The 14,242-nt window shown below is 49.3% G+C and carries 8 protein-coding genes; 1 reads left to right on the forward strand and 7 read right to left on the reverse strand.

Going from position 1 to position 14,242, the window contains the following annotated elements; all coding sequences use genetic code 11:
• Positions 1-580: 580 nt before the first annotated feature.
• On the reverse strand, positions 581-1,024 hold the full coding sequence (locus H6F86_RS19015) for an STAS domain-containing protein (RefSeq protein ID WP_190450277.1): 444 nt from the start codon (positions 1,022-1,024) through the stop codon (positions 581-583).
• Positions 1,025-1,605: 581 nt separating this feature from the next.
• Between H6F86_RS19015 and H6F86_RS19020 the strand changes: the two genes are divergently transcribed.
• On the forward strand, positions 1,606-1,878 hold the full coding sequence (locus tag H6F86_RS19020) for a CPBP family glutamic-type intramembrane protease (RefSeq protein WP_190450278.1): 273 nt from the start codon (positions 1,606-1,608) through the stop codon (positions 1,876-1,878).
• A 270-nt stretch (positions 1,879-2,148) separates the two neighbouring features.
• Here the strand turns inward: H6F86_RS19020 and infB are convergent, their stop codons facing one another.
• The 6 genes from infB to H6F86_RS19050 all read right to left on the reverse strand — a co-directional run bounded on the left by infB (position 2,149) and on the right by H6F86_RS19050 (position 13,340).
• Positions 2,149-5,367: a translation initiation factor IF-2 gene (gene infB, locus H6F86_RS19025; protein ID WP_190450279.1), complete on the reverse strand. Its 3,219-nt coding sequence runs from the start codon at positions 5,365-5,367 to the stop codon at positions 2,149-2,151.
• An 831-nt stretch (positions 5,368-6,198) separates the two neighbouring features.
• On the reverse strand, positions 6,199-6,510 hold the full coding sequence (locus H6F86_RS19030) for a YlxR family protein (protein WP_190450280.1): 312 nt from the start codon (positions 6,508-6,510) through the stop codon (positions 6,199-6,201).
• An 11-nt stretch (positions 6,511-6,521) separates the two neighbouring features.
• A complete protein-coding gene (gene nusA / locus H6F86_RS19035) occupies positions 6,522-7,877 on the reverse strand; it encodes a transcription termination factor NusA (RefSeq protein WP_190450281.1) in 1,356 nt (451 codons plus the stop codon).
• Between the two features lie 87 nt (positions 7,878-7,964).
• The gene (rimP, locus tag H6F86_RS19040) at positions 7,965-8,426 is read right to left on the reverse strand and encodes a ribosome maturation factor RimP (protein WP_190450282.1); all 462 of its coding nucleotides are present in this window, start codon (positions 8,424-8,426) and stop codon (positions 7,965-7,967) included.
• Positions 8,427-8,644: 218 nt separating this feature from the next.
• Positions 8,645-10,456 (reverse strand): signal peptide peptidase SppA, encoded by a 1,812-nt coding sequence (gene sppA, locus H6F86_RS19045; RefSeq protein ID WP_190450283.1) that lies wholly within the window; start codon positions 10,454-10,456, stop codon positions 8,645-8,647.
• Positions 10,457-10,520: 64 nt separating this feature from the next.
• A complete protein-coding gene (locus H6F86_RS19050) occupies positions 10,521-13,340 on the reverse strand; it encodes a zinc-dependent metalloprotease (RefSeq protein WP_190450284.1) in 2,820 nt (939 codons plus the stop codon).
• Between the last annotated feature and the right edge of the window lie 902 nt (positions 13,341-14,242).

A 14,242-nucleotide genomic window follows, 5' to 3' on the forward strand; every position in this document is an offset into this window, starting at 1 on the left:
GGGATTTTTTAAGAGATGCAATAGTGTTGAGCCTAGAAGACTAGCATAGCAATGAAGCAACCTGAAAAGTTGGATCACTACAATAGTACAAACCCTGCCAGCTCTTTGGTGCCAGAGGCATTTCTGCAACTGCCAGCAACTAAGCCTGCTAGTGCATATAGGGATAGTCGAATTATTTAGAAACCTACGCCACAAGGTAACCAGAGCGTAATTCAAGGTGAATCAGCCAACGCAATCAATGTTGTAGTCAAAACCCCAAAAATTGTACGGATATTTATAGAGCTGCCCTGCATGTTTAGGGAGCGACCAACTGCACCGGGCATAAATCACAGCTTGTCAGCCTCAGACTTCACCACTGAGGCAAGACTTACTGTCAGGACGCTCATTTAGCTAGCTGTTAAGTAGGAGGGCTAAGTTAACCACCACTGAGGGACCAGGTTTAGACTGCGCTTAACCCACCTACATATAGAACTAAGAGCATTGGGACTTCGGCGTGAGCGCTCAGTCGAAATGCGTCTTATAAACAATTAAATAATTACGCCTGGCTACTTAGAGCAACTCTCGAGCTAGATAGAAACGCTTATCCGTGTGTGAAATTGTCTAAAAACGCCTCTAGATTGCTGCTAAAGGTATGTTTCCAAGCGCCAACACTGCTTTCTTGCTGCTGTGCCCACTCGATTTCTAATGCAAGGCGGCTCTTTGCATCCAGTGCTTGGAACAGCATCTGTTTACCAAGCGCTGTAGCGCGTTGAATACCTGCGACCAGCGCTGCAATACCGTATGCATCCAATGAGCCAACCCATAATAAATCGACAATTACACCGTCTGTTGCTTGTTCTAGTATGCTTTCCAACCCATGTTGAAAGTCACTGCTGTTAGCCTGGTTCAGCGATCCGTTGGGCTGAAGGACGAGGAAACGTGGTCTTACTGCTGATGCAAGGTGCGGTAGCGTTAAAGCTTTAGTATATGCAAGTGCTACAGGTGGTACTACCCTTGCATCGATCGCATCGATCGTCATGTCCATAACATCTCCAGGTTGCCAGATCGGCGTGATAATCGATAACTGTAAAGCATCAAAAAAGATACACTCACCTACCTATACAGTGGACGAAGTTGTCTAGTTAAATGCTGTAGTTAATCACTGGCTCCCTGTGTTTGTTATCAGTTATGCCACTGCTATATATCACTCTAAACCAATGCGTCTCGTCATATGCAAAGGTGATTTTAGTCACTGCCAAGGAGCAGCAGTTGGTAAGAAGTTCACTGTATTACAACACGGACTTAAGCTACTATTTCAAGCCATTGTAAGAGTCTCTAGAGTTGAGTCACCGTCGAACTGCGGAGCAGTAGTTCAAGTCGGATAAGCCACTCGTCTTACAAAGCCGATTGGTTTGCACAAGTAAAGGAAGCTGTATTCTTTCCAACTTCGTACTGTTGCTAGGCATACTGTAGAATGTCACCTTGCCGGCAAGCAGTTCTTTGCTCAGAGTAAACTTCTAAGTGCAAAGCCTTTTGCGTCGCATTACATCTGCGTTTGTTACTATCCCATGTGCAAAAGATTAGGTATAAGCAGTTGAGCTGATCGTCATTTTTGCTGTTCTTTACTTGCCGATCGATTTTACGTTAGGCTTCCTTAAAATTAAGATTCAGTCGTCCTGGCAAACCATTCTTAGCATCATTACAGGAACGTTTTTCATGCCAGCGTTGCTAGAAGAATTAGGTTTTCGTGTTGTACTACTGCCCCATCCAACAGAATTTCCAACTTCAAAGCAATGGATTTTTAGCCTACTTAGTTGGTTTGGGTTTATGGCGTATCACTTACATCCGTTTACTCCGCTCTTTTTTAGAGAACCTGCCTTTCTAATTGCGCAGGGTTGATTGGCATTGTTTGCACAATATTTTATTTAGAAAACGGCTCTATTTGGGTTCCGGTCACGATACATTGGCTCATTGTAGCGGCATGGCTGCTGCTCTTCGGTGGCTTAGCGAGATTTCACAGCTAAACCTGATGTACTCCTTTGACAAGCGCAATTAGCAATCAATACTGCTAGCACCGCATTGTTTTTGAGAGGGGCGACCGAACAAAAAAGTGGGGTCACTTTGAAGTAACCCCACTTTGCTTCATAGACTCATCATCTAGCTAAGTGATTATTTTGGCGAAAGCGTCCGGCGCTTAGTAATCATACGATACGCTTCAATGACATCGCTTTCCTTCCAAGCGTTGAAGCTATCAATACCGATACCACACTCATAACCGGAGTTAACTTCACGGGCATCTTCCTTCATCCGCTTCAGCGAATCTAGATTGCCTTCGTAAACGACTTCGTTGCCGCGACGAATCCGCACCTTACAGTTACGGACAATCTTGCCAGATTGAACATAACAGCCTGCAACTGCACCGCGTCCCACAGGGAAGACGGCGCGTACTTCAGCCTGACCCAGAGCTTCTTCAATAAGTTCGGGTTCAAGTAACCCTTCCATCGCAGCTTGGATATCATCTAATAGGGCGTAGATGATGTTGTACTCACGCACATCAACGCCAGCGCGATCAGCTGCCTGACGCGCTCCAGTTGCCAACGTGGTGTTAAACCCAATCATGACGGCATCACTAGCGGCTGCAAGGTCAACGTCAGTTTCACTGATTTCACCAGGAGCAGCATACAACACGCGCACCTGTACCTCGTTTTGGGGTAACTGCTTGAGAGCACCTAAGAGCGCTTCTACAGAACCCTGCACATCTGCTTTTAAGACCAGGTTTAGTTCCTTGAGTTCACCTTCTTGAGCACGTGCCGAGAGAGTATTCAAGCTGACGCGGCGTGAAGACATTGCCTGTAGTAGACGAGACTGACGTTGCTCATCTGTTTTATCTGATGCAACTGAACGGGCTTCTTTCTCGTCATCAAAGACTTGAAAGTCGTCACCAGCGGCTGGCACATCGCCCAGACCCAGTACCTCGACTGCAAAGGATGGGTCTGCTTGCTTAACACGCTGACCACGATCGTCCACCATTGCCCGCACTTTACCAAGAGCAGAGCCAGCAACGATCGTATCACCCACCCGTAGCGTACCGTTTTGAATCAGTAGTGTTGCCACAGGTCCCTTCGCTTTGTCGAGATGAGCCTCAATTACCGTTCCTCTCGCAGAGCGATCGGGGTTGGCATAGAGGTCTTCTACTTCAGACACCAGCAGGATCATCTCCAGCAGAGTATCCAGGTTCTCACCCGAAATCGCACTAACCGCTACCATCACGGTATCGCCGCCCCATTCTTCGGGCACTAAACCGTACTCGGTCAGTTCTTGCTTCACGCGGTCAGGCTGTGCTTCTTCCTTATCAACCTTGTTAATGGCAACGATGATAGGTACTTCTGCTGCTTTAGCGTGGCTGATTGCTTCGATTGTCTGCGGACGCACACCGTCGTCAGCAGCCACTACCAGAATGGCAATATCCGTAACTCTTGCACCCCGTGCCCGCATTGCCGTGAAGGCTTCGTGACCAGGCGTGTCAAGGAAGACAACCTGCTGCATCTGCCCTTCATGCTCAACATCGACGTGGTAAGCACCAATATGTTGGGTAATGCCACCCGCTTCGCCTTGAGCAACCTTAGTCTTACGAATCGCATCAAGCAAGGTTGTTTTACCATGGTCAACGTGCCCCATGATAGTGACAACAGGCGGACGACGCTGGAGTTTTTCCAGGTCATCGGCATCGATCATCTCAGTGATTTTCTTCGCCTCAGCTTCTCGCTGACCCGTTTCAACCTCAACGCCCAACTCTTGCGCCACCATTGTGGCAGTAGCGATATCCAGCGTCTGGGTAACAGTTGCTGCGATCCCCTTCATAAACAGAGTACGGATAATATCCGTATCAGGGATTGACATGATGGAAGATAGCTCTTGCACGGTCAAACCACCGTGAAGCACAATCGTCGTCGGCTTTTCAACCTTGACTTCCTGTTCACGTCGATCGCGTCGATCGCGCGAACCACCTGAAGCTCTTTTCGCCCTGGGTGCTGCTGTCGGCGCTTTCACCTGAGGTACGCGGGTAGACTTTGGCTTCGCAGGACGCACCAGAGACAAGCTGACTGGCGCGGCTGCATCACCGTCTTTGTTCAGAAGGCTGTCGATATCTTCGTCTTCATCCTCTACCGAAACTTGAGTACGGCGCTTTGTCTTGCCAGCCACCTTAGCGGCTTTTTCAGCTTCGCGTCCTTCCTCTTCTTCCTCCTGCCAACTCTTAGCTTTTTTAGCACGCGGTAGCGTTGGTCTAGCTTGCAATAGTGCATCTGGAGACGCCGTTGCACCAGGAGCAGTTGGAGCACTAGCCGAAGGTGCATTCGGTCGGTTGACTCGCAGCACTACGCCTTCGGTAGGTCGTGAACTCTCGACAGAGCCTTCGCCGGGGCGAACAGGACGAGGTGGACGACGCAACTCAACGATCGTCTGCGGCTTAGGAGCAGAACGAGGATCAGTCGGTCTTACAGGACCAGGAGCCCGATTAACAGGAGCAGCAGGTCTTGGCACCCTTGGTGGCGAGTCAACAGCACTATCTGTACGTCCTACAGGCTCTACAGATTCATTGACTGTCTGAGGTACCTGCTCCGATCGCGCACGCTTCAGAAGGGGTCGATTGGTCAAATTGACCCGTTGTGCATTGATCGAGGCACTGGGCGGAGCGGGGCGTGCAGGTGGACCCGACAATTCAGGCTGACTAATGTTAGAAGAACTGCTAGCAACAGCAGGAGTAGCCTCTATTGGAGCTTCTGGAGGTGCTATAGGCGCTTCTTGAACACTTTCCAACTTAGTATTGCTTTCTAACTCAGCACTAGAGTCATCTAAGTCATCAACAGACTCATTAGTCAGAGGCTCTGATGAAGGTATAGCGGGTTCAGGACGAACCGCTGTATCGGTTACTGGAGCGTTCGCCGTAGCAGGATGGGCTGGACGGCTCGGCCCTGATGGTCTGGGTGGCGCTGGATTAGCGGGCATTGCAGGCGGATCGATCGCCACTGGTTGAGGAGCGCTCGGACTCGGTTGTTGAGGTGGTTCCGGGCTGGGCGCTTGGCGAATGATTGGCTTGCGAATTTCAAGAATTTGCTGCTTCTTCTGCACTGGAGCGGCTGCTTTCGCCTTTGCCTCTGCCGCCTGAGAGTTAGCCCCGTTACGAGATGGGGCAGACTTAGCAGGAGAGGGACGATTGGCAGTATATTTCTCGGCAGCCGTACGAATTAACTCAGCTTCAGAATCAGTAATGGTGCTGCTATGGCTTTTTACTGAAATACTCAACTGTTCGCAAACGGCTAATAAATCCTTATTGTCCAAATTCAATTCCCTTGATAACTCGTAAATTCTGACCTTGCCATTATTCATCCACTCTGCCCTCGCTACCTATCCTGTTTTCACATAATTGCCTGCTGCTTTGACTAAAACGACATTGGATTCAAATTGAACTCGTTTCCACACTGGGAACAAAAGACCTACTGATTCCGATCGGGGTGGCTCTAGCTTCTCATTACAACAGTCCCAGAGCTACATGGGCAATGCCCACGATTTACACAGAGTTCTCTCTCCTAATCTTGCATGAATATGGTGGTACTGTCCCAATTTCACGTTCCGATTTCTATCAAAATTAACCCCCAATCCAAACATTCACTCTTCTCACACTAACCTACCTTTGACAAATCCGCCGCAAAGCATAGCTTCAGAATAAGCTTCTTGGCTAAAGCATAGATTTTTATCTATACAGAATAAGTTGGTATGAGAGTGGAGCAGAGGCACTACCTGCAACCTTGGGAAGTAGAAAACGGCGGTTAAGCATTACCTGGGTTACCGTCCCTTCTCAGACCATTAGAAAGTTCCTTTTGAGGAGACAGTAGCGTTTAACTTGTGACTCTCAAGTAGGGCAATGCGGTTGAGGAGTATCCGATAAGTAACATACGAACCCGATTTGGAGCTTCCGCGAAAGAAGCTCGTAATGCTGCTTGCCAGATTGCTATAGAGACTGCACCGAATCAAAGCATAAGTTACCGTCTTGGTAGCCAAAACTAACGCTATTAGTCTAGCTAATACCTGCCCTTTTGCGTGCAATAGTTAAGCGAAATTGCCTCTTTTTTGCAGAGTGTTAACTATGGGCAGATGGGGATCAAGCTATTTCGTCAGTCTTTAGGCTGGTACGATTGCTGTTTCGCTGATCTAGTTTTGCTAGTCTGGCAAATTTGTCTGGTTCACCTCATGCTGAGTTGCCTCACTACTGTTAGCAAGCCGCTGCCAGAGGGCCTGAAACAATTCATCCGCTACGGCTGCTTTAAGCGCCCGACCCAGACGATTTTTTTTCTGCGCCAGTTGAAGACAGGTTGTTTGTGGGCAAAGGTATGCTGATCGCCCCATTCCACTGTCTAGCTGCACGTATGGAGGCGAGTCGGCTTGAGACGGAGCTACTCGGACAATGCGCCAAAAGGCTTGCTTTGTGGCAATTTTACGACAACTGATACAACAACGGTAATTTGGCTCCATCACATAATCGTTTAGGGGCGCTTAAGTGCATCGTCGGACTCGACACCAGAGCCGTCGGCTGCCGCACCTGCTTCTTGATCGTCATCAGAGCAATTAACTGCAATTTCAGGGGCTACATACTCAGTATCGATCGCGTCCTGCTCTTCGTCTTCGTATTCCTCATAATCTTCATCAAGCGGATAGAGCTGACGACGGGTTTCCAAGGCGGCGGCAATCTTCTCGTTCTCGGCTTCGTAGTCGTACTTTGCTGAGTCCTTGATGTCAATTTTCCAACCTGTAAGACGGGCTGCTAAACGTACGTTTTGACCTTCTTTGCCGATCGCCAGACTTAGTTGGTCATCCGGCACCAGCACATGCGTTTGCCGCCCTTCTGGATCAACTAGCCGCACTTCATCCACTCGTGCTGGACTCAATGCATTAGAAATATACGTAGCGGGATCAGGCGACCAGCGAATAACGTCAATTTTTTCGCCACGTAGCTCGTTCACTACAACTTGAATCCGCGACCCTCTTGCGCCAATGCAAGCACCAACCGGATCGACATCTCGCTCTAACGTATCCACCGCAATCTTGGTACGCGGACCCACAAAACGAGACGGGGGATTTGCTTCGCGGGCAACAGCAACAATACGAACAATTTCGTCTTCGATTTCAGGGACTTCGTTAGCGAAGAGATAAACGACCAGGCCTGCGTCTGCTCTTGATACCAACAGTTGCGGTCCCCGGTGAGCACCTTCTGATACTTTTTTTAAGTAGACCTTGAAGGTTGCATTTGCTCGGTAATTATCGTTGGGGAGCTGATCCCGCTTCAGCAGTTCTGCTTCGACTTCTGGTTGTCCAAAGCTGCTGTTGACCGCCATGATGACAGATTGTCGCTCAAACCGCAGCACCCGTGCCTGCAAGACCGTGCCTTCGAGATCTTGAAATTCTTCTTGTACCAGCTTGCGTTGCTGATCGCGCAGTTTTTGGGCAAGTACTTGCTTCGTTTGAATCGCAGCCATACGCCCAAAGTCATCTTTGTCAGGAGTGACATCTAGCACCACGGTATCGCCTGGTTGTGCCTCAGCCGCCACTTCCTGCACTTCTTCAAGGGCAATTTGGTGGTCGGGATTATCTACTTCTTCAACGATCGTTTTTGCAGCCAGCACCCGGAAGCCTTCTTCTTCGACATCCAATTCGATCTCGAAGTTAGCGAAGTACTCTTCATCGAAATTGGGATTATCGAGCCGTTGAGTACGGCGATAGCGTTCGTAGCCCTTGAGCAACGCCTCTCGCAATGCAGCCTGCACTGCCAGCTTGGGCAGGTTTCGCTCCCGGCTGATGCCATCAATCATGTCTCTGAGTCCAGTTAGAGTGACCATTGACATTGGGAAAGTCTCCGTAAATGTGGGGGAATGAAGGGGAATGGGAGGACTGGAGTTGCTACCCCTTAAAAACTGCCGTCTTTGCTTGAGTTATCGCCGTTCGTCTAATTGCACTGTTTTTACCAGTGGGCGCGGAATGGCGATCGCCCGTCCTTTTTGATTGAGGTGGACGGCATCTTCATCACGACGAATAAGTTGACCCGTCCATGTTGTTTGCCCAGCGTACGGCTCAACTGTCGTCACAATGATGGCAAAACCTTTGAAGGAGATAAACTCGCGATCGGTCGTCAACAGACGTGAGATCCCAGGGCTAGAAACTTCCAGCACATAAGCATCTGGCAAAATCTCCGTTGTATCAAGCGTTGATTCCAGAGCACGGCTCATCTGTTCACAATCTTCCAAGTTTGTATCGCGCTCAAGGTTACGAATGTCAACTCGCAACACTGGCGGCTGTTGGTTGGTGTGAAACACTGCCCCAACGACTTGCAAACCGAGGGCATCTGCCAGGGGCTGTGCTAGATCAATGACCTGTGGAATGAGCGGATGAGCCATAAGTACCAATAAAAAAAGTGGGCGTAACCCACTTCTCACGAAGTTAAAACTTCACGAAGCTAGGAGGCACTGCGATGAGTCCTCGTAGCGCTCTTGCCTAGTTTAGCGTATCAATCCTAGAGTTGACGCAAATTATTCTACGCAGCAGTGTTGTGTCGCTGCGATCGCGCTTGATTGCGCTAGCGGATGGCGATCGTCGGTAGTTTAGCGCCGTCAGTCTAGTCAATTCTAAAATTAAACGGCAGGCGTACATACACGCCCAAGGGGTCGTTCATTGCCTGGAGTGCAGTTAAATCGGACTGAAGCTTTGTCACTTGGACAGCGAGTGGATCAGGAGTCGTGCCGCTCTGACCGAACTTAGCCGCAGCATCATTGCCTAATTGCTCAAACAAGCGTTCTGCAAACCCACGTGTCTTGGGGTATTCTTCGATTTGCCAGTTATCGCCTAAATTAGCGCGTTTAGCAGCATCGCGTATGGCTGCATCTATGCCGCCTAGTTCGTCTACCAAGCCAAGCTGTTTGGCTTTTAGCCCAGACCACACGCGCCCTTGAGCAATTTCGGCAACTTTAGCTTTGGTTAATTTACGAGAATCAGCAACTTTTGTAAGGAACTGGTCATAGATTTGGTCAACTGATCGCTGAATGATTGCCAGTTCTTGCGGATTTTTGGGACGGGAAGTGGTTTGGCTATCCGCGTAGCGTCCAGTTTTGACCGCATCCCACGTGATGCCATTAGCGTTGGCGATCGCCTGAAAATTGGGCTGGATACCAAACACACCGATGGAGCCTGTAATAGTATTGGGTTCGGCAAAAATGCGATCGCTGTAGGTTGAAATCCAGTAGCCACCTGATGCTGCGATCGAACCCATTGAAACGACCAGTGGTTTAGCTTTGCGTGTAAGTACCACTTCTCGCTGAATCACCTCTGAAGCCGTAGCGCTGCCACCAGGACTATTGACCCGCAGCACAACTGCTTTTACATCGTCATCCTGGCGGATTTGGCGAAGTTGTCTTGCAAGGCGATCGCCACCCACACTCCCAACGCCACCTTGACCACTAACGATATCACCCTCGGCATAGACAACAGCAATCTGCTGCTTACCGCCTCGATCAATCTTCGTTTCAGCAATTTTGGCGTAGGTTGCTAGATTCACTTGACGAAACGACTTGGTTTTCTCATCGCTTCCTGCTAGCTTTTTCAAGTCGGCAATAACTTCATCCGTATATGCCAGCTTGTCTACCAGTCGGCTTTTCAAGGCTTCGTTTGCCATCAAAATGCCCCGACTGTCTGCAATTTTTTGTAGCTGTTGCACGCTAAGTTTGCGGTCTTTGCCTGCGGCAGTTAAAAACTCACCCCACAAATCGTTGAGCAGTTGCTGCGTCTGTGCACGATTTTCGGGGCTGCGCTTAGTAAGCAAAAATGGCTCTACGGCCGCTTTATACTTGCCGACCCGCGTTACCTGAACGCCAATACCAAACTTTTTGAGTGCGCCAGCGTAAAACATCGTTTCGGAACTCAAGCCATTGAAGTCAAAGGAACCAACGGGGTTGAGCACGATCGTATTGGCAACGGAACCCAGGTAGTACTCTCTTTCTGCCCAGGAAACGTCATACGCAATAATTTTTTTGCCAGAGGCTCGAAAACGCTGCAAAGCCTCTCGCACCTCTTTAAGAGTGGCAAACCCAGTGCCGCTAGTGCTGTCTTCGTTCCCATAAAGGTAGATACCAACAATTTTGGCATCGCGGGTTGCCTCATTAATGGCATCTAGAACAGCGCGGAGGCTAATCGTTTCCTCGGCTGGATTACCTGAGAGAGCGTTTCCTAATGCTTGGCTAGTGCTAGAACTGCGCTTTGCATCCGTGATATTAGTGCCCAGATCAAACACTAACACCGACTTATCTTTCACCTGAGGTTCGGTATCGCGTGCGGCGATCGCAATAACCAGGACTAGAAGACCACTAACGCTTAAACCTAGAAAAATTAATAAGCCCAGTACGGTTGCCAGGGTGTTTTTAAAGAAGTCGCGCATTCAAAGAGGTTCCAGAGGTGCCGTTTCTATCCTAATTGCCTTTATCCTAATCGCGTTTGGCCAATCATTGGGTTTGCAGTTTAGCATCCAAGATTTTGGCAAGGCGATCGCGCGTTTCCTCTAGATAGGCTCTTGTCTCAATGTTTGCGTCTCTGCCCTGCCGCTTCAGCACACGATCGAGCGCATTAGCAAGCTGCTTCAGTTCATACCATGCCAAAGTGCGAGCATCATCAGGCACATCAGCAGTACGCAATACCATATTGGTCAACGCTTTCAAATGCTCACGCTGTAAGCCTCGCCGCAGGCTAGAGAGTTGCAGCTTTTCCTCTGGCTTAAACATTTCACCCCAGATAGCAGTTTGCAGAGTGCCGAACAGTTCTGGCAAGGCGAAGGATTGCCCATGTGTCTTGAGGTCAGCATCGCGCAGTCGGGACAGGCGATCGGTGTTCAGCAGGTCATACAGCACCCTCGCTTGTAAGGAAAGGATGCGATCGTGAATCGGGTAATCAAGTGAATCCATCTGTGCTTCTTCGCCCCAATGTTCCCAGCGTGACGGAGCGAGCTTGTTTAAAAAGGCTGGGGAAAACCGAAATTTATTGGCATCAAAGACGTGGGTTTGCAGCAATGCTAATGCTTGACGCTGCTGCTCGGCGGGGACTGGCTCAAAGGGCAGCCGTCCTGCCACGTCGCCGCTCCGAAAGCGATTAAAGGATTGCCCACCCACATAAGTGGTTAAGAACCTGGAGTATTGGAAGTAATAGTAGAAAATTTCATCGAACTTCTGCCGCACGTCGCTAAAGCTTTCGCCTTTTGTAGGAGAGCTTTGATCAAGCGTTTGCCACATTTTGAGAGCATTCTCCATCTGCCACGGTGCGTAGGTCAACAGATCGCCACTGAGGTCAAAAGGAGTCGCCAGTGGGTCTAGCCCAGCGTAAATATCTTCATCTGTGGCATAGGCAAGCGCCGGTTCAGGGGCACGTCCAGCAATTTTGTCCAACAGGCGCATTTCGGCTTGCGGCACCAGGGCGTTGCTAGGGGTGTAACCGTAGGCGATCGCCCACTTATCGTAAGGACCAACTGTTTGTGTAAAGTAATCACCCTGAGGCGTGCCTTGGGGTGCGAGATTGATAGCGCTGTAGTCCATTACGGATGACACTAAACCGTTCTGATGCGTGATTGTAGTGTTGTTCAGCTCGGCGGGTGACAGCATAGCACTGCCTCGGAAGTTGTGGCGTAGCCCCAGTGTATGTCCGACTTCATGGGCAATGAGCGATCGCAAATAGGACTGCACAAACTGCTTCATCGCGTTACTGCCGGGTGCTGCACTGTGCAACATTGAGAGCGACATGGCACCGATCGTCAACTGCCGTGACGCTTCTGCGCCGTAGCACAGGTCGTAGTTACCCAATCGTTGCAGCATCCGTCGAGACTTTAAGGCGGGTGCCGACATTGACTTCGAGAGGGGAGTTGCCATCCCGTCACCGCATAGTCTGGAACGACTCGTTAACGGCTTTTGTGCTGACTGCGATTGCTGCGACTGCGAGAAGGTTTGATATGTCCGCTTGAGATACCGTGCAAAGTTAGCATCAATCAAAATATCAGCATCCAAAATCTGGCCTGTGAGCGGATTGACCCGTACCGGTCCCATGCCAGCAAAGTCGGCATCAAAGGAACTGAGCCAGCGAATGGTGTTGTATCGCACGTCCGCAGGGTTCCACGTAGCATTGTCAGGCATCTGGCGCACTTCGATCGCGTCCTTAAAGCCTGCCTGCTCGAACGCTTTATTCCACATCAAAACACCGTCTCGCACCGCCTCTCGATATTCCAACGGCACTGTATTTTCAATCCAGAAGACGATCGGTTTCTCAGGCAGCGAAAGCAGAGCGTCAGGGTCTTTTTTCTTCAAATGCCACCGCTGGATGTAGCGGACAAATGGCTCTCTCGGCGAATCGTCCGAAAAGTCTTGGTACGCTGAGATAAAATAACCAACGCGATCGTCTGCCAACCGAGGGCGGTAGTCATGGTTTGCTGGTAGCTGCGACAGGCTGTAGCGCACCCGCAGGTTAAACGTATTGCTATCTGGCAAGGCTGACAAAAAGGGTGGCGGTTCTCCTCCCATCGCACCCGTAATGCCATAATCAGACTCCAATTCCACATTCAGCGGAAACACCTGCACTGGACCAAAGGACGCTTTGCCTGCTTCCACGTTGTAGGCTGAGCCAAGCATATCTGCCAAAAATTGGCTTAATTGAGGTAGATCGCTGAGGAACAGTGGCTTTAGATCAATGAGCAGGCTTTTACGCTGGGGATGAATGCTGCGAATTGTGAGTGCCTGCAACACAGAATCGCTAAAAGAACGCTTAATCGATCGCTGAAGTGGATCGCCCGGACGAGTCCGAAAGAACACGTTGGGCACCACAAACTGAAGCTTGTTGCCAACGCGACGAAAGTTGAATAAGAAATCTTTGAGTGGTAGCCCGCTGTAGATCCCACCTTGCCCAATCCCCGATTCCATGGTGATGGTGCAGAGGTAGTTGACATTCAGTTGCTCTGGCTTAATTTCAGCATAAAGGTTGCCGCCTGCCCGATCGCGATACAGCGTAAACAACCCATTGAGCCGCTCAGTTCCCTTGGTCGCTTGCTCAAACGGCATTAGGTTTGACGGTGCTGGCGCAGTCTCATCTTCGTCGGATTGAGCTTGAGCAAGGGTCTTTGCGCTGATCGCTGGTTGAGTACCTGTTTTGCCAGCGTTAGCGTCGAGCGATCGCTCCGCAGAGATGATCGCCGTCTGCGATCGCGATGACCATTCGCCCCGAACGGCGGCTGGCAGTAACACCAGCAGTAATCCCAGCGCAAACGCTGCCGCCAGCAAAATTCGTTTCATGTGTCAGCGCTGTATCCAATAAAGGAAAAACTGTCGAAGCATCATACTGCTAAGGAGATTTCTACCAAACAAAATACCCATAGAGGCAGGTTTAGCAACAGGATTAGCGGCTAGAGAGCAAGATTCTGACAAAAGCTCCCGAATTCCTGCTGGCAAATAGCTACAGAGCTACTGATAGCCGTACTCAAAAATCATACTGCTACGTAATACAGCTAACTGTGACCTAGATACCACTATTCTTAGCTGAGAGTCTGGGTGCATCTCTTAACTGAGAGTCTAGGTGCATCGCCAGCGTCTGCAAGTCCGTGAGGTCAGAGGCTAGCTGTCAACATGAGCAACTAGCGCCGTTAAACACCGCTAACTACGGAAACGTTTGCTGGTAGGCACCTTGAGAAACCAGTCTTTTTCGTCTATCAAGGGATTTATTTTACAAACTCTATCAGTGTTACTACTATCTACTTAACTCATTACTGACTCAGTAATTTCAACTAAAGCGAAACGTTTAACCCGTAATTTTACGGTCCTTACAGTTGTGTATTGCTGTTGCTTAATCAAACAAAACTTTGTTATTAGATTTTTTGTGCCTTAAGCATCCAAACATATTCATTGCTCAAGAAATTAGTCGTTGAAGTAAGTCTAGAGACATCGTCTTGGACCATATGTGTAAATCCTAAAAAAATCACCCTTAGGGGTGTTACCCCTTTTACAAAAAGCAAAAAAATTACTACGTTTAACTTAATGAACCGCTTTTAAGGTCTAGAGCGTCTTCAGCTTCCAACGCCAAAGCTGTGTGTACGCTGGACTTTTCATGCTCGTTGCTATTGATGAGATAAAAAATCAGCCAAATGGCTGAAGCTATTTCATCCATACTATACAGTTAATAATTTTCTTGCTCAAAACAT

It is taken from the genome of Phormidium sp. FACHB-592 (assembly GCF_014695795.1).
Taxonomy (GTDB): domain Bacteria; phylum Cyanobacteriota; class Cyanobacteriia; order Leptolyngbyales; family Leptolyngbyaceae; genus Stenomitos.